Origin of the sequence: Chitinivorax sp. PXF-14 (genome assembly GCF_040812015.1) — a bacterium.
Taxonomy (GTDB): domain Bacteria; phylum Pseudomonadota; class Gammaproteobacteria; order Burkholderiales; family SCOH01; genus JBFNXJ01.
On the sequence record NZ_JBFNXJ010000020.1, the window covers coordinates 42,006 to 64,921 of the forward strand.

The following is a 22,916-nucleotide window of genomic DNA, read 5'->3' on the forward strand; positions in this document are numbered from 1 at the left end:
CCCGTGCCGCAAGTGTTTGCCGCCATCTCACGCCCAGCATTTAGAATACGCACCGGTCACTTTCAATCGCTTTCATGTTTTCTCAACTTCGCATCCTGATCGGCGCTGCCGGCGTGCCGCCCGACGACAATACCCGTGCCTACGAGTGGGAGCGCCGCCTGCATTGGCTGATGCTGTGCGTGGCCCTGCTGGCGGTGCCCACCTACTATCTGGATGAGATCGCCTCGGCGCGGGTGCTGCATTTGATCGGCGAGTGGATGGACGCAATCATCCTTGCCGCCTTTACCTTCGAGCTGTTGTGGATGCTGTCCGTGGTGAAGCAGAGGCAGCGCTATTTGCTATACAACTGGCTCGATCTGCTGATCATCGCGGCCAGTGCGGCGAGCTTTGCCGGTGCCGGCACCGAGTGGGTGGCGTTGGCACGGGTGCTGCGGCTGACGGCGATCGCCATGATGCTGGTCAGGGTGATGAGCTCGGTGCGGCGTTTGTTCTCGCCCGACGGCCTGCCCTACATCCTGGCATTCGGCGTGGCCACCATGCTGGTCGGCGGGGCGGTGTTCTATTGGCTCGAACCTACCGTGCAATCGTTCGGCGAGGGCATCTGGCTTGCCTTCACCACGGCCGCCACGGTAGGGTACGGTGACCTGGTGCCGACGACGATCACCGCGCGCGTGTTTGCGATCCTGCTGGTGCTGGTCGGCTACAGCATGCTGAGCGCGGTGACGGCGAGTATCGCCGCCATCTTCATCGGCGAGGATGAAAAGCGGTTGAGGCGTGACATGCATCGCGACATTCAACACCTGCAGCATGAAGTCACTCAGCTCAAACACGAGTTGCAAGCGATCAGGCGTTTGTTGGAAGATCGGCAACGCGATTGAACACTTCACCCGACAACGGGTCTACCGGGCCTCACGTTTATTACACCCAATCACTCTCTATGCTACTTAACCTCGTCCCGCCGCGCCGCCTCGGCAATTTCATAGGCTTCCTGTTCTGCAGCAGCCTGATCGCTTATGCGCTCTATCTGCAGTATTACGAATTCCAGGTGCCTTGCCCGCTGTGCATTCTGCAACGGGTGCTGGTGATCGGCATGGGGCTCGTGTTCCTGCTTGCCGCCCTGCATCACCCCAAGGGCTGGGGCGCGCGTGCGTATGCCTTGCTGCTGACGCTGATCGGCCTCGGTGGCGCGGGCGTGGCGGCGCGCCATGTGTGGATTCAGCATTTGCCGCCGGCGGAAGTGCCGGTCTGCGGCCCTGGGCTCGAATACATGCTCGAAACCATGCCCTGGGCCAAGGCGCTGGCCACGGTGCTGCATGGCTCGGGTGAGTGTGCCGAGGCTGGCTGGCGCTTTCTTGGCTTGACCATCCCGGGCTGGACGCTGCTGTGCTTCCTTGGCCTGGTGGTTTACGCCATATTACTGGTTTACAAGGAAGAGACGCGCCGGCGCGCCCGATAAGCATGAGCGAAGACAACACCACGGACGAAGCCCCCGTCGCGGACATCCCCGCGGATGAGGACAGCGGCGAGGGCAAGCCTGGCATCAAGGCCTGGCTGCGCTCGCAGATTCGCCTGATCGCCATACTGGGCGGCGTGGTGGTCGTGGGTGTCGTTGTGGTGCTGGTGGCGCTGACCCTGTTCAAGCGGCCGGCGGCGGCTCCTCCGCATGGTGCCGCAACGCCGCCGCATGCAGCCGGCAAGCAGCCCGCCACCACGGCGAAGGCCGCAACACCCAAGCCTGCAGTGGTGGAAGCTGGCCATGCAGGTACTGCCGCCCCTGCTGCCGTGCCCGCCACGCCGACAGGGCCGGCCGCGCTTGAGGCCGAGCGCAAACAGCTGGAGCAGGAAAGAGAAAAGCTCGCGGCGGAACGCAAGGCGCTCGACGAGGCCAGGAGGCAGCTTGCCGACGAGCAGCATGCCGCGGCGCCCGAGGCGGCCAGGCGTGACAGCCCGAAAACCGGTGCAGCCGGCGTCGGCGATTGCCAGCTCAGCGGGGACGTTACCAGCCTGCGGGAAGGGCTGCGGCGTTGCCTGGGCTTGCCGGAGAAGCCGGCTGGCGACGCCAAGGCCGACACGGCAGCCAACAAGGCCGCCAGCCCGCCGCCAAATACCGGCAAGCATTGAGCGAAAAAGCCCGCGAGATTTGCGGGCTTTTTCGTTTCAATCGGCGCCTATTTCTTTTTCGGTGCGGCGGCGGCCGGTTTCGCAGGCGCATACATCATCCGCTCCATGGTCGCGTCGGCGATGTTGAACCAGCCATGCTGGAGTTTGCGGAATTTCAGCCACTCGGTATAAATCCTGCGGAATTTCTCGTTCTTGGCGGCTTCTTCCTCGTACACCTGGAAGGTGGCGGCCTGCGCGGCAGCCACGACATCCTGCGGATAAGGGTGCAGCTTGACGCCGTTGCCGAGCAGGCGCACCAGTGCCAGCGGGTTCTTGGCGTCGTACTCTGCCAGCATGGTGACGTTGGCTTCGGCTGCGGCGACTTCAAATGCAGCCTGGTAATCCTTGGGGAGTTTGTTCCATTGGTCGATGTTGACGTAGAAGGTCAGCTGCGGGCCCGGCTCCCACCAGCCCGGGTAGTAGTAGTGCTTCGCCACCTTGTAGAAGCCGAGCTTCTCGTCGTCGTAAGGGCCGACCCACTCGGCCGCGTCAATCGTGCCTTTCTCCAGCGCCGGGTAAATATCGCCACCGGCGATGGTTTGCGGCACCGCGCCGAGGCGCGAGAAGATTTCACCACCGAAGCCCGGGATACGGATCTTGAGGCCCTTGAGGTCGGCCATCGACTTGATCTCGTTGCGGAACCACCCGCCCATCTGCGTGCCGGTATTGCCGCCTGGGAACTGGATGATGTTGTACTCCTTGAAGAACTCGCGCATCAGCTGCAGGCCGCCGCCGAAGTACATCCAGGCATTTTGCTGGCGGGCGGTCAGGCCGAATGGCAGCGAGGTGTCGAAGGCGAAGGCCTTGTTCTTGCCGACATAGTAGTAGCTTGCGGAGTGGCCGCATTCCACGGTGCCCTGCTGGACCGCATCGAGCACCTGCAGGCCGGGGACGATCTCGCCGCCAGCGAAGACGCGGATCTGGAACCGGCCTTCGGTGAGCTGCGAGACGCGGCTGGCCAGCGTTTCCGCCGCACCGAAAATGGTATCCAGGCTCTTGGGGAAGCTCGACGCCAGGCGCCATTTGATCTGCGGCTCGGCGGCGACGGCCGGGGCGGCCACGGTAGCAGCGGCCAGGCCTGCGGCCCCCGCATTCTTCAGAAATGAACGACGTTTCACTCAATTCTCCTACATGGGTTTGATTGGCGGGCTACCGGCGGCAGCTGCCCTGGGTCACGCTTGGCTGCGCGTTATTTTCCTTGTTTGGCGGCTTCTTCCATCAGGCTCGCGGCGGCATCTGGCTCCTCTGCCGGCGCGGCACCATCCTGCTGCTCAGGCGCATCGGGGGACGGCAGCGTGCCGGGCTGGGGCGATACGTCGGCCGGTGGTGTCTGCTGGTACAGCAGGTCGGCATTCTCGCTGCCGCCCGTGGCCTTCTGGTGGTGCCCCACCAGCTCCGGGAAGCCGATGATGATTGCTACCATGATGATCTGGATCAGCACGAAGGGGATGGCGCCCCAGTAGATGTCGGTGGTCCTGATCTCTTTCGGCGCGACCGAGCGCAGGTAGAACAGGGCGAAGCCGAAGGGTGGGTGCATGAACGATGTCTGCATGTTCACGCCGAGCAGCACACCGAACCACACCAGATCGATGCCCAGCTTTTGCGCCACGGGGGCCAACAAGGGCACCAGGATGAAGGCGATCTCGAAGAAATCGAGGAAAAACGCCAGGAAGAACACCAGCAGGTTGACCGCGATGAGGAAGCCCAGCTCGCCGCCGGGGATGGCCGTCAGCAGGCCTTCCACCCATTTGTCACCATCCACGCCGAGGAAGGCGATGCGGAAGACGCGCGCGCCGATCAGGATGAACACGACGAAGGTCGACAGCTTGAGTGTCGAATCCATCGCCTGCTTGAGCAAGCCGACGTTCAGGCGGCGATTGATGAGCGCCAGTATCAGCGCGCCGGTGGCGCCCATGGCGCCGCCCTCGGTCGGTGTGGCGATACCGAGGAAGATCGTGCCCAGCACCAGGAAGATCAATACCAGCGGCGGCAGCAGCGAGGTCACCACCTTGCCGGCAAGGCGCAGGCCGCGCAACGTGCGGGCTTCGGGCGGCAGGGCGGGGGCGCTCTCCGGCTTGATCAGCGTCATGATGAAGACGTAGACGGCATAGAGCCCGGTGAGCAGCAGCCCGGGGGCGAAAGCGCCTTCGTACATGTCGCCGACCGAAGTGCCGAGCTGATCGGCGAGTACGATCAGGACCAGCGAAGGCGGGATGATCTGCGCCAGCGTGCCCGATGCCGCGATCACACCCGAAGCCAGGCGTGGGTCGTAGCCATAGCGCAGCATGATGGGCAGCGAGATCAGGCCCATCGAGATCACCGAGGCCGCCACTACGCCGGTGGTCGCGGCGAGCAGGGCGCCGACGAAGATCACCGCGTAGGCGAGCCCGCCGCGCATGCGGCCGAACAATTGGCCGATGGTATCGAGCATTTCTTCCGCCATGCCCGAGCGTTCGAGAATCAGCCCCATGAAGGTGAAGAACGGGATCGCCAGCAGGGTGTCGTTCTTCATGATGTCGAACACCTGCTGCGGCAATGCCTGCAGCAACGAGGGCTGCAGCAGGCCGAGCTGCATGCCGATGAGCGAGAACAGCAGCCCGACCGCGGACAGCGAGAAGGCCACCGGGTAGCCGATCAAGAGGAACACGATCAGCGAGCCGAACATGATCGGCGCCATCATTTCATGGCTCATATATGCTCCTGTTCGGTCTGGCCGTGCTGGCCCAGCGGGGTGCCGGGGTAGGGCGCGTGCCCGGTCAGGAAGGCGAACCGCTTGATGATTTCCGAGCAGGCCTGCAGGATCAGCAGACCGAAACCGGCCGGCACCAGCGCCCATACCGGCCAGCGGATCAGGCCGCCGGCATCGGGGGACATCTCGCCGGAGACGAGCGCCCGGGTGAAGAACGGCCACACGTAGAGGGTGATGACGATGGCCATCGGCAGCAGGAACAGCAGCCCACCCACGATGTCGACGATGGCCTGGCCGCGTGGCGACAGCCTGCCGACCAGCAGGTCGATGCGGATATGCTCGTTGCGCAGCAGCGTGTAGGCGGCACCCAGCAGGAATACCGCGGAAAACAGGTACCACTGGATTTCGAGGAAGGCATTGGAGCTCATGTCGAAGGCCTTGCGCACCACCGCATTGCCGGCGCTGATCAGACAGGTGGCCAGAACCAGCCACATCGTGGCGCGCCCGACGCGTTCGGTGACGCCGTCGATCGGCCGCGACAGCCGCAGCAGGAAGTTCATCGTTGTGCTCTCCTCGAAGGGATCAGGTTATTGTTGTTCTCGCTGGCCCGCCGCCATGGCGGAGGCGGGTGGTTAGGTGTTTAGCTCTAGAGAGAAGATGATAAGCGATCGCATGTGGGCGTCAACAGCCATGCCCGCTCCTGTGGCCGGCGGCGGCCCGCCTGACGGGGATTTTGGCGGTGCATCTGGCGCTGTCCCCGGACATTTTGTTGTGAGAACCTTCGTTCGGGCGGCAAAGTTTCTAAAAAGAAGAATATTAGACTTTTCTAAAAAACACCTTTGAATACAAGCACCAAGGCCGGAGTGCTTGCGGGGTGATGCTGATATTGATGCGGCGCAATGTAATATTTGCTTGCTTGATGCGCATTGTCATGTCAGCTTTTTGCCTAAAATGAACCCATGCGCCTCATTTTCCGACCACTACCCATGCCGTTTCGGCCATGCCTGGAGCCAGGCGTGACACCGGCATTGAGGCGCCTGCTCGCCGGTTTTCTGCAGCGGCTCGTGTGGTGCCTGCTGGGCGCCGCCTTGTGTGCTGCGAACGCTGCCCAGGCTGCCGACCTGACGCTCGACAAGAGCCGGCCGTCGGTTGTCATGGGCAAGTATTTCGACGTGCTGGAGGACCCGGACGGGCACTACAGCTTCGGCCGTATCGAGCGCAGCGCTGACCTGCCATGGCAGAAGAGCGAGGCCGATGTGCCCAACTTCGGCTATTCCCGCTCGGTATGGTGGTTCCGTACCCAGGTGCTGCCGGGCAAGGTGGAGCGGGCGACCTGGCTGCTCGAAGTGGCCTACCCCCTGCTCGACAACGTCGAATTGTTTGTGGTACAGGATGGCCGCCTGGTCAGCCACGAGCTGACGGGCGATCACCAGCCGTTCCGCGCGCGGCCGATTGCCCACCGCAATTTCCTGTTTCCGATCAGCGCGGATACCACGCGGCCGTTCACCCTCTACCTGCGCACGCAAACCACCGGCACCCTGCAGGTGCCCGCCACGCTGTATCGCGAGGCCCGCTTCGTCGAGATCGAGCAGGAGCGGCTGATTCCCCAGGCGGCCTATTTCGGCATGCTGCTGGTGATGCTGCTGTACAACCTGTTCATCCTGTTCAGCATCCGCGAGGTCAGTTACTTCTACTACCTGGTCTATGTTGTCATGCTGATGCTGGTGCAGCTCACGCTGCAGGGCTTTGGCTACCAGTTCCTGTGGCCGGAGGACACCTGGTGGCAGGATAAGAGCATGGCGGTGGGAGCCAGCCTGATCGTGCTCAGCGTCGGCCTGTTCTCGCGCTCCTTCCTGCAGCTGCAGCGACATTTCCCGCGTTTTGTCTGGCTCATCAATTTCTTTATCGTCGCTTCCGGGATCTGCGCGGTGCTGTCGCTGGTCATGCCCTATGCGACGATGATCCGTACCGCCGTCGGCCTGGCCATGGTGGTGTGCTCGCTGGCCTTCATCTCGGGCCTGATGGCATGGCGGCGCAAGGTGCCGTCGGCGCCGTATTTTGTAGCGGCCTGGGGCGTGTTCCTGATGGGCGCACTGATGCTGGCGTTCAACAAGGCAGGATGGCTGCCGCGTACCTGGTGGACCGAATACGGCATGCAGTTCGGCTCGGTGCTGGAAGTCATCGTGCTGTCGATCGCGCTGGCCGACCGCATCAACGTCGAGAAACGCGAGAAATACCTGGCGCAGAAACGCCTGCTCGAAGAAGCCCAGCAGCGCACCGCGGCGGAATCGCGCCTGCTTTACCAATCGCTGCATGATGCGCTGACGGGCATCCCGAACCGCACGCAGCTGAGCCTCGCCCTTCCGTCGCTGTTCGAAGCAGTGCGCCACAGCGGCGGGCTCGGTGCGCTGGTGCTCGTGCATTTCCCGCAGTTCCACGAAATCAACAACACGCTCGGCCACCAGATCGGCGATGCCTTGCTGCATCAGGCGGTACAGCGCCTGCAGTTGCTTGCCCGCAGACAGCCGGGGGTGATGTCCTTCGAGACGCTGGAGGATGGCAGCAGAAACCCGCTCGCCCATGTCGAGGGCGTGCGTTTCGCATTGTTCATTTCCGCGCCCAGCGAAGACGAGATCGTCGCCATCGGTGACGCGATTTCGCGCGGCATGCGCGAGCCCACCCGCTATCTCGACATGTCGCTCGACATTGCGACCAGCGTGGGCATTGCCCTGTACCAGGCGCATGGCGACGATTTCGATACGCTGCTGCGCTGCGCCGAGGTGGCGGTGGAGGTCGCGGCCGGCGGTGAGCGCCAGGTGGCGGTCTATGCCGACAGCCTCAATCGTTATTCGCAACGGCGCTTGTCGATGATGGGCGAGCTCAGGCGCGCGCTGGATGAAAACCAGCTGATGCTCTACTACCAGCCGCAATACGATGTGCGCAAGCGCGAGGTGGTCGGTGTCGAGGCGCTGCTGCGCTGGAACCACGCCGTGCACGGCTTCATCCCGCCCGATCAGTTCGTCACGCTGGCCGAGCACACCGGCCTGATCAAGCCGCTTACGCGCTGGGTGCTCGAGAACACCATCCACCAGGTGGCGACCTGGCACCAGCAGGGCATACGGCTTGGGCTATCGGTCAATGTGTCGGCCCGCAATCTGCGCGAATCGCATTTCTGCGAGCGCGTGCTGTCGCTGCTGGAGCGGCACGGGCTCGAGCCGGGCTGGCTGACTGTCGAGTTGACCGAGACGGCGATGATGGAAGACCGCGAGGCCGCGCTGAAGGTGCTGACGCCGCTGCACAAGGCCGGAGTGAATGTATCGATCGACGATTTCGGCGTCGGCTATTCCTCGCTGTCCTACCTCAACGAGTTGCCGCTGACCGAGCTGAAGATCGACAAATCCTTCATCTTTGCGCTCGATACCCAGCCCGACGATTCCGCTATCGTGCGCACCACGATCAATATGGCGCACGACCTGAACCTGACGGTAGTGGCCGAGGGCGTCGAATCCGAAGCCGTGTGCGGGCGGCTGGTGGCGCTCGGCTGCGACATCGTGCAGGGCTACTACATCGAGCGCCCGGTGCCGCCGGACCAGTTGCTCGACTGGCTCCGTCGCTCGTCCGGGCTGCCGTCGATCAGGCAGCGCCAGGCGGGCCACAGCATATAGCCCGGCACTGCTGGGCGTCAGCGCCTTGCGCCAACACCGCGCTGGCGTGGGTCAGCAGGGTTTGCGTCAATCTCGCCATCAGCGGTGTCTCGCGCTGCCAGCGGTGCCAGTACAGCTCAATCGTCGCCGCTGGCTCCGGTATCAGCCGCACCAGCTCGCCACGCGCCAGCTGTGCGTGCGCCTGCAGCTCGGGCACGAGCCCGAAGCCGATGCCGGCCAGGATGGCCGCCAGGTAGCTCTCGGTCGACGAGATCGCATGTTGCGGATAGTCGCCCGGCCCCAGGCCGAACCGGCGTGACAGGAACTGGCGCTGCAGATCATCCTTCGCGTTGAAATTGACGACCGGTGCGCGGCGGATTGCCTGCTGGCCGATGCCGTCGGGAAAATGGCGCGCCACGAAATCGGGCGAGGCCACGCACCAGTAATGCATCGCGCCGAGGAAATCGACCTTGCAGCCAGGCAACGGCGCCTGCAAGTTGCTGATGCAGCCGACCACCTCGCCATTCCTGAGCAGCTGGTGGGTGTAGTCCTGGTCGTCGAGTACCAGTTCCAGCAAGGCTTTCTCCTGCCGCAGCAGCGGCGCCACCGCCGGGATCAGCCAGGTGGCTGCGCTGTCGGCGTTGGAGGCGATGGCCAGGCGCGCGAAATCGCCTGCATCGTCGTCGGCCAGTGTCTGCAGCAGCTCCCGCTCCATCAGGCGCACCGCCTCGCCGTGCTGCAACAGGCGCCGGCCAGCCGCCGTCAGCCCGATCGGCGTACCGCGCACCAGCAAGGGCTGGCCGATCAGTTCTTCGAGCGCTTTGATGCGCTGTGAAATGGCCGACTGGGTCAGGTGCATCGCCCGCGCCGCGGCGTCGAAGCCCTGATGGCGGACGACAGCGGACAAGGCATCGAGCAATTTGTAATCGACGATCATCGACTGCACCGGTTTGTTATTAATATTGCTAATGTTACTTAAAAACTATTAGCTATTCTAAATTCGCTGAGGCGCTTAGGCTTGCCTTATCGAATCAACGCAAACGGTGTATCTCATGTGGAGTGTGTGGCTGCAGGGTTTGGGCATGGGCGCGAGCCTGATCGTGGTGATTGGCGCGCAGAATGCGTTCGTGCTCGCGCAGGGCATACGCGGCCGGCACCGCCTCGTGGTGGCGCTGACCTGTGCGCTGTGCGATGCCTTGCTGATCGCGCTCGGCGTGGCCGGTGTCGGCACGCTGATCACCACGCAGCCGACGCTGCTCAATCTCGCCGCCTGGGGCGGGGCACTGTTCCTGATCGGCTATGGCTGGCGCTCGCTCAGGCACGCGCTGAAGCCTCACCAGCTAGAGGCGGATGGCTACGCACAAGGGCCTGCCACGGCGCGCGCGGCGCTGATGACCACGCTGGCGCTGAGCCTGTTGAACCCGCATGTCTATCTCGATACCGTGGTACTGCTGGGCAGCCTGAGCGCGCAGCATGGGCAGCCCGGCAACATCTGGTTCGGGTTCGGCGCCGTGACGGCCTCGTTTGCCTGGTTCTTCGGGCTGTGCTTCGGTGCACGCTGGCTGTCGCCCTTGTTCCGCAAGCCGATCAGCTGGCGCCTGCTCGATGGCTTCACCTGCGCCGTGATGTGGCTGATCGCCGTCTCGCTATTTACGCAGGGCGCCGCCAGGCTGCCCGCGCTGGGGGCCTGAGCGCCCGCTGCGACGGGCCTGTCTAGGCGTCCGGGCCCTGCCGCGCGGCCGGGTCAGATCAGCACATGGTTGACCGCGAAATAGTCCGCCACGGTGCCGAGGAAGATCGTCCCGCCGATCCAGTTGTTGTCGAGAAAAGCGCGGAAGCATTTTTCAGGAACCCGCTCGCGGATCAGCGAGTACTGGTAGCCAACCATCCCTATCGCCGCCACCAGCCCCGCGTAGTACCACACGCCCAGATGGAGCAGGTAGCCCGCGCCCGCCATGCCGGCGAGAAAGAGCACGTAGCACAGCAGGATGGCGGCAATGTCGAAGCGGCCGAAGGTGATCGCCGAGGTCTTGATGCCGATCTTGAGGTCGTACTCACGGTCGACCAGCGCGTACTCGGTATCGTAGGCGATCGTCCAGACGACATTGGCGGCCAGCAGCAGCCAGGCGATCAGGGGCACGTTGCCGAGCACGGCGGCATAGGCCATGGGGATGCCAAAGCCGAAGGCGATGCCGAGGTAGGCCTGCGGAATGGCGAAGAAGCGCTTGGTGAACGGGTAGCTGGCGGCCAGAAGCAGGGCGGGCACCGAGATCCACTTGGTCAGCGCGTTGAGCGGCAGGATCAGCAGGAAAGAGGCGACCGACAGGCCACCGGCGAGCAGCAGCGCCTCTTTGGTGGTGACGCGCCGCGCCGCCAGCGGGCGATCCTTGGTGCGCGCCACGTGCGGGTCGAAATCGCGGTCGGCGTAATCGTTGATGACGCAGCCGGCCGAGCGCATCAGCACCGTGCCCAGCGTGAATATCCACACCAGCTCCCCGCCCGGCGTGCCGGCCGAGGCCATCCACAGCCCCCATAGCGTGGGCCAGAGCAGCAGCAGGATACCGATCGGCTTGTCGAGCCGCATCAGCTTTTCGTATTCGTTGAGCCGCAGTTTCAATGCATCAAAAGTCATTTGGGTAACTCCAGTACGGCGGGCAGGAACACTTCGGTCACCAGCATCGGCGAGCGTTTCAGCATGAATACCGAGCGCCGCGCCCACAACTGCACCGGCAGCGCCGGCAACCATTGCCGGATGCGCCGGTACAGCGGATGGCGGCGGTCGATGTGCTGGAAATGCAGTGCCAGGCGGCTGACACGCGGGTTGGCGAACAGCACGTGGCCCAGCGGCCGCGACCCGAGCCGCGCGACGAAGCGCCAGGTGCGGCGGATGTGGCGTGGGCAGGCCACGCTGTGGGCAAACACCGTCGGCTGCTCGTTGCAGCGCAGGATCACCTCGCGCACGAGCCCCTTGCGTGCGGCATCGAGCTCCACCAGCCTGGCCTCGTCACGGTTGACGCGCTTCAGGCCCTGGTTCAGCACCTCGACGCGGAAACGGCCGGTGCGCGCCTGCAGCCGGGCGGTCAACGAGCCGCGCTCGGTGAGCCAAGGCCGCAGCGGGTGCGGATGAGACGGAGGGAGGGCCAGCCAGGGGTCGTTGGGATGACGGATTTTCAAGATGGGGGACATGGCGCGAGGATCGCCCGCGCAACGAGCTTGGATTCGAATCCCGCTATTATGCCAAAACCCGTTTGCGCTTCGCCAATTGCCTGCTATGTTGGCCATAGGCGCCGTAAATCGTCACATGCGCGCGCATTGCTTGTTAAAATAGCTAAAACAGACACCGCGCTGCCAGCGCCTCCTCCAGCCAATCATAGCCGATGCAACTCACCCCCCCCGCTGACAACAGGCAGGATACCGATTCGATGCACGCCCTTGGGCGTGCGCTCATGTTTGCCGTGGGCATGGCGGCGGCGCCGATGGCCGGCGCCGTATCGCTCGACGAAGTGCGGGTGCAATCCACGCTGGGCATGCCCCTGCGCGCGCAGGTGGCCTACCAGGCCGAGCCCGATGACCTGGTCAGTGCCGCGTGCATCAAGCTGTTGCCCGGCGAGCGCAACGATCCGGGCCTGTTCGGCTTCGCCGGCGGCTGGGTCAAGGTCGACAGCCATGGTCGCAGCGGCGTGATACGCATCGGCAACACCCGCGCCATCAACGAGCCGGTGCTGAAGTTCTCGCTGCTGTTCGACTGCGGCGCGGGGCGGCTGGTGCGTGATTACACCGTGCTGATCGACCCGGTCGAGCCGCAGTTCGAGAACGCCGAGCCCAAGCCGGCAATGCCGCCAGCCGCCATCGAGCGCGCGCTGCCGGCACGCCGCAAGCCGCTCAGGGCGCTGCCAACGGAAGAGGGCGAAGTCGTGCTGCCCGGCGTGACCCGGCGCAACCGGGCCCGTGCCGCCGACGATGCGCGGCTGCAATTGAGCCACGTGACGCCAAACCCGCTGCGCATGGACCGCCGGCCGGCTGAGCGTGGTTTTGAGCTGAAGCTGTCGAGTGAGCTCGATCCGGCCTTCCTGCAGCGCAAATCTGCCGCCACGGCGTCAGCCAATCCGCGCGACCCGATGAAGGCCGTGCGGGACGACGACTCGACCGCCGAGATGTTGCGCCTCAACAACCAGATCGACCAGCTTGAAAAGCAGCTGGCGGAGATGCGCGCACGCGTCACCGCGGCCCCCGAGCCGGCACCAGCATCCGCCGCCAAGGCTTCCGCCTCGCCCAAGCTCGGCGTGATCTCGCATTCCGGTATCCAGAGCAACTGGAACACCTGGGGCGACTATGTGATCTGGCTGCTCGGCGGCGCCGTGCTGGCCGGCCTAGGCTATATCTTCTGGCTGTACCGTGCGCGGCACGGCGCTAATTCCATGCTCAGCGACCACTGGAACGACACCGAGGGCTTCGACATCAAGCCGGCGGCCAATATCCAGCCGCGGGAAAAGCTCCCCAAGGGCGACATCGGCGACGGGCTCGATTTTGGCACCGCGCGCGACAGCGGCATCATCGTCGACGACCGCGAACGCTGGGCCATCGAGGAGGCGCAGATCTTCCTCAAGCAGGGCTGGAAGGAGCAGGCGATTGCGCTGCTCGACGACGAGATCACGCGCAGCCCCTACCAGCTCGATGTCTGGCTCATGCTGTTCGACATCTTCCACAAGGAACACGACCGCGACCGCTTTGCCCACTATGCCGAGCGCTTTCGCTCGCTCGTGCGCGGCCTGCCGATCTGGAACTCGATCCGCGAGATGGGCCTCGCCATCGACCCGGAAAACCCCCTCTACAGCACCGCCACGACCTGACTACAATGGGCGCGGTGCGTCTGCCTCGCCGGGAGCTGCCCGCGTGTTGCCGCCCTGGCTGTTTCGGTCTACAAACAATGTGTCGACCTTGTGGGGTAGCGCGTCATGCGTCTGAGCAGCCGGGCCATCGTCGATGGCCAGAAGATTCCCGAAACCTATTGCTTCGGCAAGCCCGATTCGGCCCAGCATGTGGCGCTGGCCGCCAATCGCAATCCCGACCTGGCCTGGCATGACCTGCCGGCGGGCACGCGCTCCCTGGCGCTGATCTGCCACGACCCCGATGTGCCGAGCCGTGGCGACGACGTCAACCAGGCCGGCAAGACCGTGCCGGCCAGTCTGCCGCGCGTCGATTTCTTCCATTGGGTGCTGGTCGACATCGACCCGGCCGTCGGCGGGATCGCCGAGGCCGCGCACAGCGACGGCATCACGCCACGTGGCAAGCCCGAGCAGGTGAGCCTGCAAGGCGCACGGCATGGGCTGAACGACTATACCGGCTGGTTTGCGGGCGATGCGGACATGTCGGGCCACTATCTCGGCTACGACGGCCCGTGCCCGCCGTGGAACGACAGTATCCCGCATCATTATGTGTTTACCGTCTATGCGCTCGATATCGCCCGCTGCCCGGTGGAGGGCCGCTTCGGCGGTGCCGATGTGCGCCGCGCCATGGCAGGGCACCTGCTGGGGCAGGCCAGCTTGACTGGCTGGTACACGCTGAACCCGGCAGTGGCGGGCTAGCTCGGGCGCTGCCGGCATCCGCTGCGTAACATGGCACGGCAGTATGCCCGGAGCGCCGCGCCCAGCGCCGGTTCTGGCATGATGGAGCAGGGCTCTGGCTGGCTCAAAGGAGGCAATATGTGGAAGCTGATTGCAAGGCTCGGCCTGATGGCCTGCCTGGGGGTGACGGCTGCCCCGGCCCTGGCGGCCAAGGCCGAAAGCGTCGACTACCGGCAGGGCGACACGCTACTCGAAGGTTATGTCGCCTATCCCGAGCAGGGCGGCAAGCATCCAGCGGTGTTGATCGTGCATGACTGGACGGGCGTCGGCGACTACGTGAAGGGCCGCGCGCGCCAACTGGCGGACCTGGGCTATGTAGCATTCGCCGTCGATGTCTATGGCAAGGGCGTGCGGCCCGCCGACGGGCCCGAGGCCGGTAGGGTTTCGGCGATCTACAAGAACGATCGCGCGCTGCTGCGGGCCCGGCTCAAGTCGGGCTACGACTGGCTCATGCAGCAGCCGCAGGTCGATACCCACCGCATCGCCGCTATGGGTTACTGCTTTGGCGGCCTGGCGGCGCTCGAGCTGGCGCGCAGCGGTGCGCCCATCGTCGGCACGGTGTCGTTTCACGGCGAACTGAGCAATCCCAAGCCCGACGATGCGCGCAATATCAAGGGCAAGGTGCTGGTGCTGCACGGCGCGCTCGATCCCTTCGTCAAGGCCGAGCAGGTTGCGGCCTTCCAGAGCGAGATGAATGCGGCCGGCGTCGATTACCAGTTCATCACCTACAGCGGCGCGGTGCACTCGTTCACCAAGCCCGCCGCCGGCAACGACATCAGCAAAGGCCAGGCCTACAACGCCACGGCCGACCGCCGCTCGTTCGAGGCGATGAAAACCTTCCTGCACGAGGTGATGCAGTAAGAACCGGCGCGCGAGCTTGTGGCACAGGACTGACCGGGGCCCGTGCGTTGCGCGATGCCCTGATGTCCGCCCGTGCTACGCGGCCCGCCATCCCGTTGCGCCTTGCTCGCGAGCGCGCGTGAACTGCGGGCCGCTTGCCGCAAGCGTGCCGGCCTAGAGCTGCGTGATCTGCGATAGCGGAAAGCGCATGCGGAAATCGGTAATGCGGAACGCGGCCAGCGGCTTGCCCTTGGCGATGTCGGGGAAGTGCCGTGCGTCGATGGTGGCCGACAACAGCCGCGCAAAGCGGGTGTGGCCGCGGGCGCTCGGCGTGTAGATGTATTCCCGGCCCTGCCAGTGCTGGCCGAGTGTGTGCAGCCCGGCCGGCGTGATCGCGGTGTGGATGGGCAGGCGCGGGCCGAAGGCCTTGAAGCGGAGGTCGGCGAACACCTGGCCGTCGAGCAGCGCGCGCACGCGGTCGATGTCGCCATCGGCGCCATACTGGACATCGAACTCGCACACGGCCTTGGGTATGCCCCAGTTGCACTGGCCGTTCACGACGCTGGCTTCGCTCGACACATAGATCTTGCTGATCGACAGGTAGCGCTTGCCGGAAAAATCGAAGCTGCCCGGGATGAACAGCAATTCGTGGTAAGGGCCGACATCCGAACTCGTGTAGTCGACGAACATCAGATACGCGATCTTGCCGCGCCGGCTGGGGCGCAGGCTGTCCGGCACGAAACATTCGCAATCCAGCACCTGCTGCGGCATGCGCAGCGCCACGACATAGCCGCTGCCGGTCAGGTTCCACGGTGCCGGGCAGGTGGGCACCTGGGGTGGGTTTTCCAGCTTGCTCATGAAAGCTCATCCTCCTGGGTAGATAAACGATGCGGCGGTGTGCCGCTCTTACCCCGTTTTTATCGGCCTGATCCACGGCGCCGGTGGTCCAATGCGGTGGAAATCAAGCACTTGCTTTGTGTGTGCAGATACTAACGCCCACCCACGATCCGCGCCAGCCTTTGCGTGTTAAATCGCTATCGGGCAGGGCTCGGTGATCGCAACAAGCAATTGAACAGCCAGCCGGGTTATGTGCTACGAAAGCAATAGGGAGGCCGATAGAAGGCCACCTCGACCAGCCGATGCGCGAGCGGAATCCCGCTGCATGGCATTGGGTCTCCGCTCTGGCTGCCCGATGGCTGCCGGGCGGCGAGCCCGGCTCGGTTGGCACGCGCCCGCGGGGCCCCGTCGAGGTGCCTTGACCATGAAGGAGACCACCATGCGCAGACGCCTTTACTTCCTGCTGCCCGATATCCAGAGCGCCCAGAAAACGATGAACGATCTCTTGCTCATGCGTATCGGCGAGCGGCACCTGCATTTCATGGCCCGCGACGGGACAGACCTGTCGATGCTGCACGAAGCCAATCTGTTGCAGACGACCGACCTGGTGCACAGCGCCGAGTTGGGTCTGCTGATCGGCGGCGGCATCGGTATCGCTGCCGGCCTGGCCGCAGCGTTTTTCCCGCCCGTCGGCGATGCGCCGCAATGGGGGCTGGCGCTGATGATGTTCGTGATCGGCTGCGGTTTCGGCTCCTGGGTGGCGAGCATGATCGGCAGCTCGGCGCCCAACAGCCGGTTGCGTCAGTTCAAGGCTGCGCTCGAGGCAGGCTACATCCTGCTCATGGTCGATGTGCCGCGCTGGCGTGTCGACGAGATCGGCGCCAAGGTGGAAAGCGAGCACACCGAGGTGGTGCCGCGCGGCATCGAGCCGAGCATCCCGGCCTTTCCCTGAGCCTGCCGCGCAAGCCGTGCCGGACGCCACTGCGGCTGCCTGGCCGCAAGTGTGGCGGGCCGCCCGCAGCAGGGGCCGGTTTGCCGGCGCACTGTGCTTGGGCTAAAATCCCGCGCTTTTCCAGTTACTTGCGAGCGAGCGGGCATGGTGGTGTACGACATCGGCTGTGGAGCCGGGCACAAGTTCGAGGGCTGGTTTGCCTCGAGCGAGGATTTTGACACCCAGATGCAGCGCGCCCTGGTGCAGTGCCCGCTGTGCGGCACCCACAAGCTGCGCAAGCTGCCGGCCACCGCTGTCGTCAACGTCGGGCAGCAGCCCGAGCTGCCCGACGGTGCCGAAGTGATCGACCTGGGCGCGGTATTGCGCGGCCTGCGTGAGCATGTGCTTTCGCATAGCGAGGATGTTGGCCATCGCTTTCCCGAGGAAGTGCGCCGGATTCTGCGCGGCGATGCGCCCGAGCGGCTGATTCGCGGCGCGGCGAGCCGCGTGGAAGTCGAGACGCTGGCCGATGAGGGCATCGCGGTCATGTCGCTGGCCGACGTGCCTGAAGACAATCTGCACTGAGCGTGCGACTGCCGATGAGCGCCAATCCCTGCCTGAGCTGCGGCGCCTGCTGCGCGGCGTTTCGCGTCACCTTCCACCATTCCGAGCTCGAGAGCGAGGGTGGCGCGGTGCCCGATGGCCTGGCCGTCGAAGAAACCGCAACACTGTGTCGCATGCGTGGCACTGATTACGCTCGTCCGCGTTGCGCGGCGCTGACCGGCACCATCGGCGAGCAGGTTGGTTGCGGCATCTATTTCGAACGGCCGTCGCCGTGCCGCGAATTCGCGCCGATGGCCGAGCTTGGCTTGTTCAGCGAGGCCTGCAACCGCGCGCGTGCACGCCACGGCCTGCCACCGTTGCCGGTTGACGGCTGACCCCGGCCTGTTTCTGCTGTCATCGCGTATCGGCTAGAGCGGCCGCGCCATGAGCACGGCGCTGCTGCCGTAGCCGGCTGCCAGCTTGGCGCTCAGCCGGGGCGCCACGCGCCGCACCGGCAGGTAGCCATGGCGCTGCCAGAAACCGTCCGCACCCTGCACCGCCACCAATGCCGAACGGCGAAATCCCGCCCGTTTCGCGCCATCGAGCGCGGCCCTGAACAGGCGCTGCGCAACACCGCGCCCCTGCGCGGCGGGCGAGATCGCCATGTCGTGGATGAAATAGCTGTCCGCCGTCGCCGGCAGCGCGGCCAGGGGCGTGTCGAGCGCCGGCGGGCGGGCGTGTGTCCACGGATGGGAAAACAGGTAGCCGAGCAGGCGCCCTTGTTCCTCTGCCACCCAACAGCCCTGCGGGGCCAGGCCCAGCTTGGCCGAGAAGGCCGCGGCGGATTCCTGCATCAGGTCCGGATAGCAGGCTCGCTGAATCTCGAGAACGGCGGCAATGTCGCCCCCTTGCATCGGGCGGACGGAAACGGCGGCTTTCATCGCAGGGCGTATGGCGGGAAAAGCCGCGAATTCTATACAAAATCATATATTTGTCCAGGCTTGCGGGCGGCTGGCCAGGCGCGTGGCGGCAACTACAATGAAAGCTGATCCACCCGTTTTGCCCTGATCATGAACGAGCCCCGCCCCTGCATCGTGTTCGGTGCCTTCGACCGGCACAACTTAGGCGATCTGCTGTTTCCGCTGGTGCTGTCGCCGTTTCTCGCGGGGCGCCGGGTGCGCCATGCCGGGCTGGTGGCGCGCGACTGGTCGGCGCTTGCCGGCTACCGGGTCGAGCCGCTGCGCGAGCTGATGCATGAGCCTGACTGCGCCGGTGCTCATCTGATCCACGCCGGCGGCGAGCTGCTCGATTGCGATGCCTATGAGGCCTGGATCATGCTCCAGCCCAATACCGCGCTGGCCTCCGCCATCGCCCGCTGGGACCGCGATCCGGCTCGTTTCGACATGGCACGCGCCGCACTCGATTGTCCCGGGCCGCTGCCCTATCTGTGGGGGCACCAGGCTTGGCTGGGCGCGGGGCGCGTCATTGCCCATGCGCTGGGTGGTGTCGGGCTCGCCTCGCGCTCGCCGTCGTTCGGCGCAGCGGTGGCCGCCAGCCTGGCCGACATGGATAGCGTCAGCGTGCGCGACCGCGTCACTGCCGACATCCTGCTGCGGCTTGGCGTGCGCGCCGAGCTGGTGCCCGATGCCGCCTGCCTGCTGCCGGTGCTATATGGCGAGCGGCTGCGGGCCAGCGGCGATGCGGGTGAGCCGGCCGAGGTCAGGCGCCGCTTTTCGCATGGCTACTGGCTGGTGCAATTTACTGCGCAGTCGGGCGACGATGCAACGCTCGCCCGGCTTGCCGCTGCCGTGCTGCGCGCCGCGCCAGATGCGCGTTGTGGCATCGTGCTGTACCGCGCCGGGCGGGCGCCGTGGCACGACGAGCTGGCCGTCTACGAACGGTTTGCGCGGCTGCTGGGCACGCGCGCTGTTCATCTGTTCCAGTCGGCCAGTGTATGGGATGGCTGCGCGTTGCTTGCCGGCAGCCGTGGCGTGCTGGCCAGCAGCCTGCATCTGACGGTGCTGGCGGCGGGCTTCGATATCCCCTGGCTCGGGCTCGCTGCCGGGCCGGCCGAGGCGGTCATGGAAAGCAAGCTGGGCGCATTCTGGTCGACCTGGGGCGACTACCCCGAGCACCGCGTGGTGCCGATCGATGGCCTGCCCGACGCGTTGCCGCTGCATCTGTCCGCCGCACAGCCGAGCGGCTGGGCCGAGGTGCTGCATGCCGCCCAGGCCGGTATCGAGCGCTGGCTGGCGGGGCTCGACGGCTAGCGGGGCGGCTGCGGCAAGTCCTTGGCCTGATGGCCCACCTGCTTGCGCGATGCGCTATGGTCGCCGCCGCCATGCTGCTTCCATGCGCTTGATGTGCAGGGCAACCCCGGGCGCGCTGGCCGGCAACCTGTCACGCCGGCTCGCGATACGCGGCGAACCAGCCCAGGCTGTCGGCGCTGGCCATGCCGGGCTTGTATTCGGCACCCGTCCAGCCCTGGTAGGGCAGGGCGGCGATCAGCCCGAACAGCGCTTGGAAATCGAGCTCGCCCGAGCCCGGCGCGCCACGGCCCGGCACGTCGGCGAACTGCAGGTGGCCGATCTGCGGCCAGTGCTGGCGCAGTAGCGTGGGCAGGTCCTCGCCCATGCGCGCGAGGTGGTAGAGATCGACCTGCATGGCGAGATTGGGGTGCGACACGCGATCGAGCATCGCGAGCATGTCGGCCGAGGTGTTGAGCAGAAAGCGCGGCATGTCGAAGGGGTTGATCGCCTCGCATGTCACCTTCACCCCTATCGTGGCGAAGCGCTCGGCCGCGTGGCGCAGGTTGGCGGCCAGCGTGTCATGGGCGGCGGCGCGCGCGACGCCTTCCGCCAGCCGGCCCGCCAGCACGTTGACGCAGCGCACGCCGAGGCCTGCCGCATAGCCGAGCGCCTGCTCCACCGCCGCGTGGAAGGCCGCCTCGCGCCCCGGCACGCTGGCCAGCCCGTCGCCACCTTGCATCAGGTCGCCGGCCGGCACGTTGATCAGCACCACCTCGACCCCGGCACGCTCGCGCGCCGCTTGCAGCTCGGGCAAGGCCGCCTCGTAGGGAAACTGCATCTCGACCGCTTGGAAGCCGGTGTCGCGCGCGGCCTGAAAGCGCGCCAGCAGCGGCAGCTCGGTGAACAGCATGGACAGGTTGGCGGAAAACTTCAGCATGGCGTCTCTTTCGGCCAGGGGGCTGGCGCGGCGTGTGTCGTGGGGGGCTCAAAGCCTAGCGGGATCGGCCCTCAGGGGCAATTCATCGGTGCGATCGGTATCGGCAGCGCCGAGAGCATGCCCAGATAGGCCGGCGGTAGCAGATAGCAGGTCTGCGAGCCATCGGCATGGGTCAGCCTGATGGTGCCGTTCTGCAACTGCTCGACCTTGCTCGTGCCGCTACCGGACTTGAACAGCCGAGCGATGGCTTGTTCCAGCGGCTTCCTGGCCTCGGCCTTGGCTTCATGCGGGCGCTCGTTTTCCTTGTCGAGCGCGATGGCGATGTCCTTCGCCCGGGTGACCAGCGTCTGGCCGCTGGGCGCGCTGCCGGCGGGCGAGGCCGTGCCCGGCTTGGACGCGGCGGGCGGGGCCTCCGTGGTGGCTGGCGAGCTGACAGGCGACCTGGCCTCGCCGCGCACCACCCTGGTCTGCGTGATCGGACTGCTGGCGCGCTGCTGCGGCGGGCTTGCCGGTTTGCGCGGGCTCAGGCTTGCCGGTACGGCCGATGGCGCCGGCGCTGGGCGCAGGTGCGCGGCAAAGCGGAACGGCAGCGGCACTGCAATCCGCCCGGCGGCGGTATGCCACAGCAATAGCGCCAGGCCGTGCAGCATGATCGCCATGGCCAGGGCGAGCGCCACACGCCGCTGCGGCGCGTTGTCGATGAGCGCCGTCATGCCGGTCAACGCGGCTGGTACAGCTCGATCACGCAGCTCAGGTCGCGCTGGGCGTTGCCCAGGTCGGCGAAGCCGCGCATCCATTCCGCCGCCAGCTCGGCCAGCGGCACATTGAGCCCGGCCTCGGCGGCGACGGCGCGGGCGTTGTCGAGATCCTTGAGCAGGGTGGCGACCTTCCATTGCACCGGCTCATGGCAGTGCGCCGCCATGCGCGGGCTCAGGATCTGGAACGGTTTGGAATCGGCAAAGCCGCCCGCGAGTGCCGGTGCCAGCAGGCTCGCATCGACACCCGAGCGGCTGGCGATGGCCACGGCCTCGGCGATCAGCAGCGAGTTGGCCGCCACGATCAGCTGGTTGCACACCTTGCTCACCTGGCCTGCGCCGACCTGCCCCATGCGGGTGACGCGCTGGGCCAGCGGGGCGAGCAGCGGGCGGATGCGCTCGATGCTGGCCTCGTCGCCACCGGCCATCACCACCAGCGTGCCGGCCTCAGCACCGCCCACGCCGCCCGATACCGGCGCATCGACCCAGCCCATGCCGCATTGCTGCGCGAGCCGTGCGGCGAAATCGCGCGTCGCGGCGGGCGCAATGCTGGAGAAATCGACGAGCAGCTTGCCGGGCGACCCGCTGGCCGCCACGCCGCCGCTGCCGAACACGATCTGCTCGACTACGGCGGTATCCGATACGCAGCTCATCACCACGTCCGACGCCGCCACCAGTTCGCCGATCGAGCCCGCCACGGCAGCCCCGAGCGAGGCGAGTGGCGCGCACTTGTCGGGCGAGCGGTTCCAGACGGTGACGGGAAAGCCCGCCGCGAGCAGGCGGGTGACCATGGGGCGGCCCATCAGGCCGATGCCGATAAATCCGAGTCGGGTCATGTCGATTGCTTGTCAGGATTGAGTGGCTTGCTCAGCGTCACGACCTCGTCGTCGATGCCGTCCGGGTAGGGCTCGACGCGGCTCACCGCGTAGCCCAGCGCTTCGTAGAAGCGGATATTGCCAGACAGCCGCCGCCGCGTCGCGGCGAGCAGCGTATTGAAACCGCCATCCCTGGCGGCCTCTTCGAGCGCCAGCATCAGGTTTTGTCCGAGTCCGCAGCGCTGCCAGGCCGGGTGCACGCCGAGGCGTTTGACCTCGCCTGCCGGCGGCGTGCCCTGGATGCGCCCGACGGCGGCGGTCTCGCCCGAGATCTCGGCCACCAGCACCGGCCCGGCGAGCAAGGCCTGGCGCCATTGCTGGGCCGTTTCCGCGAGCGCACCGGGGCGCGACGGCAGTACGGCGAGGTGCGGGGAGTACGAGGCATCGATCAGGTCGAGTATGGCGGGAACGTCGTCCTCGCACGCTGGGCGGATTGTGATGTCGAGCATGAAAAAAGAGTGTTGTTTTGAATGAAATCCGGAAGCGATTTGGGCGGTGGGCGGTCTAAACTGACTGCAAGGATCTGTTCCCGCATGAAGGGCGCGTGGTGCCACTTACCGGCCCGCACGTCCGGACAACAGGAGGCTGCCATGAAAAGCCTGAAACGCCAAACCGGTTGGTACAACAGCGCTGCCGTCATCGCCCTGATGGCCGTGGCGGTGCTGTTCATCGCCCAGCCCTGGATCCCGTTGATGATCGCTGTTGCCGGCGCATTCTGCATCGGCGCCATCTACCTCGAAAAAGGGGTGGAAAAGGGCAGCGAGTACGTGCACCACTACCGCGAGCTGCACCACCATCACTGAGCGGGCTTTTACGGCCAGCCGGAACAGGG

At 65.7% G+C, this 22,916-nt stretch carries 25 protein-coding genes; 13 read left to right on the forward strand and 12 right to left on the reverse strand.

All coding sequences use genetic code 11. From position 1 onward, the window contains the following. Window positions 1–74 precede the first annotated feature (74 nt). From ABWL39_RS18935 to ABWL39_RS18945, 3 genes are read left to right on the forward strand one after another with little or no spacing between them, the layout of a single operon-like run. Window positions 75–878 (forward strand): potassium channel family protein, encoded by an 804-nt coding sequence (locus tag ABWL39_RS18935; protein WP_367795089.1) that lies wholly within the window; start codon window positions 75–77, stop codon window positions 876–878. A gap of 59 nt (window positions 879–937) precedes the next feature. Beyond that, complete coding sequence (locus tag ABWL39_RS18940; RefSeq protein WP_367795092.1) at window positions 938–1,456, forward strand: disulfide bond formation protein B; 519 nt, start codon at window positions 938–940, stop codon at window positions 1,454–1,456. 2 nt (window positions 1,457–1,458) lie between these two features. Continuing rightward, a complete protein-coding gene (locus tag ABWL39_RS18945) occupies window positions 1,459–2,121 on the forward strand; it encodes a hypothetical protein (protein ID WP_367795095.1) in 663 nt (220 codons plus the stop codon). A gap of 47 nt (window positions 2,122–2,168) precedes the next feature. Here ABWL39_RS18945 and ABWL39_RS18950 read toward each other — a convergent pair whose 3' ends face one another. The 3 genes from ABWL39_RS18950 to ABWL39_RS18960 all read right to left on the reverse strand — a co-directional run bounded on the left by ABWL39_RS18950 (window position 2,169) and on the right by ABWL39_RS18960 (window position 5,409). Further along, the gene (locus ABWL39_RS18950; protein ID WP_367795098.1) at window positions 2,169–3,278 is read right to left on the reverse strand and encodes a TRAP transporter substrate-binding protein; all 1,110 of its coding nucleotides are present in this window, start codon (window positions 3,276–3,278) and stop codon (window positions 2,169–2,171) included. A gap of 71 nt (window positions 3,279–3,349) precedes the next feature. Then, window positions 3,350–4,852, reverse strand: coding sequence for a TRAP transporter large permease subunit (locus tag ABWL39_RS18955; RefSeq protein WP_367795101.1), 1,503 nt, complete (start codon window positions 4,850–4,852; stop codon window positions 3,350–3,352). Continuing rightward, the gene (locus ABWL39_RS18960; RefSeq protein WP_367795104.1) at window positions 4,849–5,409 is read right to left on the reverse strand and encodes a TRAP transporter small permease subunit; all 561 of its coding nucleotides are present in this window, start codon (window positions 5,407–5,409) and stop codon (window positions 4,849–4,851) included. Before ABWL39_RS18960 ends, ABWL39_RS18955 begins: the two co-directional genes overlap by 4 nt. A 456-nt stretch (window positions 5,410–5,865) precedes the next feature. Here ABWL39_RS18960 and ABWL39_RS18965 point away from each other — a divergent pair, with 456 nt between their 5' ends. Beyond that, a complete protein-coding gene (locus ABWL39_RS18965; protein WP_367795107.1) occupies window positions 5,866–8,514 on the forward strand; it encodes an EAL domain-containing protein in 2,649 nt (882 codons plus the stop codon). Here the strand turns inward: ABWL39_RS18965 and ABWL39_RS18970 are convergent. After that, a complete protein-coding gene (locus ABWL39_RS18970; protein WP_367795110.1) occupies window positions 8,483–9,430 on the reverse strand; it encodes a LysR family transcriptional regulator ArgP in 948 nt (315 codons plus the stop codon). The genes ABWL39_RS18965 and ABWL39_RS18970 overlap by 32 nt on opposite strands. A 115-nt stretch (window positions 9,431–9,545) precedes the next feature. Here ABWL39_RS18970 and ABWL39_RS18975 point away from each other — a divergent pair, with 115 nt between their 5' ends. Then, on the forward strand, window positions 9,546–10,184 hold the full coding sequence (locus ABWL39_RS18975; protein WP_367795113.1) for a LysE/ArgO family amino acid transporter: 639 nt from the start codon (window positions 9,546–9,548) through the stop codon (window positions 10,182–10,184). A 53-nt stretch (window positions 10,185–10,237) separates the two neighbouring features. Here the strand turns inward: ABWL39_RS18975 and ubiA are convergent, their stop codons facing one another. Both ubiA and ABWL39_RS18985 read right to left on the reverse strand, forming a co-directional pair. Continuing rightward, the gene (ubiA, locus tag ABWL39_RS18980) at window positions 10,238–11,125 is read right to left on the reverse strand and encodes a 4-hydroxybenzoate octaprenyltransferase (RefSeq protein ID WP_367795116.1); all 888 of its coding nucleotides are present in this window, start codon (window positions 11,123–11,125) and stop codon (window positions 10,238–10,240) included. Next, window positions 11,122–11,679, reverse strand: coding sequence for a chorismate lyase (locus tag ABWL39_RS18985; RefSeq protein ID WP_367795119.1), 558 nt, complete (start codon window positions 11,677–11,679; stop codon window positions 11,122–11,124). Before ABWL39_RS18985 ends, ubiA begins: the two co-directional genes overlap by 4 nt. Before the next feature lie 191 nt (window positions 11,680–11,870). Here ABWL39_RS18985 and ABWL39_RS18990 point away from each other — a divergent pair, with 191 nt between their 5' ends. The 3 genes from ABWL39_RS18990 (at window position 11,871) to ABWL39_RS19000 (ending at window position 14,978) form a co-directional block, all read left to right on the forward strand. Further along, entirely contained in the window at window positions 11,871–13,343 is a 1,473-nt protein-coding gene (locus ABWL39_RS18990) for a FimV family protein (RefSeq protein ID WP_367795122.1), read from the forward strand. Between the two features lie 105 nt (window positions 13,344–13,448). Beyond that, a complete protein-coding gene (locus ABWL39_RS18995; protein WP_367795125.1) occupies window positions 13,449–14,078 on the forward strand; it encodes a YbhB/YbcL family Raf kinase inhibitor-like protein in 630 nt (209 codons plus the stop codon). Window positions 14,079–14,195: 117 nt separating this feature from the next. Beyond that, entirely contained in the window at window positions 14,196–14,978 is a 783-nt protein-coding gene (locus ABWL39_RS19000; RefSeq protein ID WP_367795129.1) for a dienelactone hydrolase family protein, read from the forward strand. 153 nt (window positions 14,979–15,131) lie between these two features. Here ABWL39_RS19000 and ABWL39_RS19005 read toward each other — a convergent pair whose 3' ends face one another. Continuing rightward, window positions 15,132–15,815 (reverse strand): acetoacetate decarboxylase family protein, encoded by a 684-nt coding sequence (locus tag ABWL39_RS19005; RefSeq protein ID WP_367795132.1) that lies wholly within the window; start codon window positions 15,813–15,815, stop codon window positions 15,132–15,134. A gap of 418 nt (window positions 15,816–16,233) precedes the next feature. Between ABWL39_RS19005 and ABWL39_RS19010 the strand changes: the two genes are divergently transcribed. The 3 genes from ABWL39_RS19010 (at window position 16,234) to ABWL39_RS19020 (ending at window position 17,663) form a co-directional block, all read left to right on the forward strand. Next, window positions 16,234–16,746 (forward strand): DUF1269 domain-containing protein, encoded by a 513-nt coding sequence (locus ABWL39_RS19010; RefSeq protein ID WP_367795134.1) that lies wholly within the window; start codon window positions 16,234–16,236, stop codon window positions 16,744–16,746. 144 nt (window positions 16,747–16,890) lie between these two features. Beyond that, window positions 16,891–17,310, forward strand: coding sequence for a DUF1178 family protein (locus ABWL39_RS19015; RefSeq protein ID WP_367795137.1), 420 nt, complete (start codon window positions 16,891–16,893; stop codon window positions 17,308–17,310). Window positions 17,311–17,324: 14 nt separating this feature from the next. Continuing rightward, window positions 17,325–17,663 (forward strand): YkgJ family cysteine cluster protein, encoded by a 339-nt coding sequence (locus ABWL39_RS19020; RefSeq protein WP_367795139.1) that lies wholly within the window; start codon window positions 17,325–17,327, stop codon window positions 17,661–17,663. 33 nt (window positions 17,664–17,696) lie between these two features. On the opposite strand, the gene ABWL39_RS19025 is transcribed toward ABWL39_RS19020, so the two are convergent. Further along, a complete protein-coding gene (locus ABWL39_RS19025; protein WP_367795142.1) occupies window positions 17,697–18,209 on the reverse strand; it encodes a GNAT family N-acetyltransferase in 513 nt (170 codons plus the stop codon). 129 nt (window positions 18,210–18,338) lie between these two features. Between ABWL39_RS19025 and ABWL39_RS19030 the strand changes: the two genes are divergently transcribed. After that, entirely contained in the window at window positions 18,339–19,538 is a 1,200-nt protein-coding gene (locus ABWL39_RS19030; RefSeq protein WP_367795145.1) for a polysaccharide pyruvyl transferase family protein, read from the forward strand. Window positions 19,539–19,668: 130 nt separating this feature from the next. Here ABWL39_RS19030 and ABWL39_RS19035 read toward each other — a convergent pair whose 3' ends face one another. The 4 genes from ABWL39_RS19035 to ABWL39_RS19050 all read right to left on the reverse strand — a co-directional run bounded on the left by ABWL39_RS19035 (window position 19,669) and on the right by ABWL39_RS19050 (window position 22,533). Beyond that, window positions 19,669–20,451, reverse strand: coding sequence for a hydroxypyruvate isomerase family protein (locus tag ABWL39_RS19035; protein WP_367795186.1), 783 nt, complete (start codon window positions 20,449–20,451; stop codon window positions 19,669–19,671). Between the two features lie 74 nt (window positions 20,452–20,525). Next, window positions 20,526–21,167, reverse strand: a complete 642-nt coding sequence (locus tag ABWL39_RS19040) for a hypothetical protein (protein WP_367795148.1) — start codon at window positions 21,165–21,167, stop codon at window positions 20,526–20,528. 5 nt (window positions 21,168–21,172) lie between these two features. After that, window positions 21,173–22,045 (reverse strand): NAD(P)-dependent oxidoreductase, encoded by an 873-nt coding sequence (locus ABWL39_RS19045; RefSeq protein WP_367795151.1) that lies wholly within the window; start codon window positions 22,043–22,045, stop codon window positions 21,173–21,175. Beyond that, window positions 22,042–22,533: an N-acetyltransferase family protein gene (locus ABWL39_RS19050; RefSeq protein ID WP_367795154.1), complete on the reverse strand. Its 492-nt coding sequence runs from the start codon at window positions 22,531–22,533 to the stop codon at window positions 22,042–22,044. The genes ABWL39_RS19045 and ABWL39_RS19050 overlap by 4 nt, the downstream gene beginning before the upstream one ends. 141 nt (window positions 22,534–22,674) lie before the next feature. On the opposite strand from ABWL39_RS19050, the gene ABWL39_RS19055 reads away from it, so the two are divergent. Continuing rightward, window positions 22,675–22,887, forward strand: a complete 213-nt coding sequence (locus tag ABWL39_RS19055; RefSeq protein ID WP_367795157.1) for a hypothetical protein — start codon at window positions 22,675–22,677, stop codon at window positions 22,885–22,887. The last annotated feature ends 29 nt before the right edge of the window (window positions 22,888–22,916 follow it).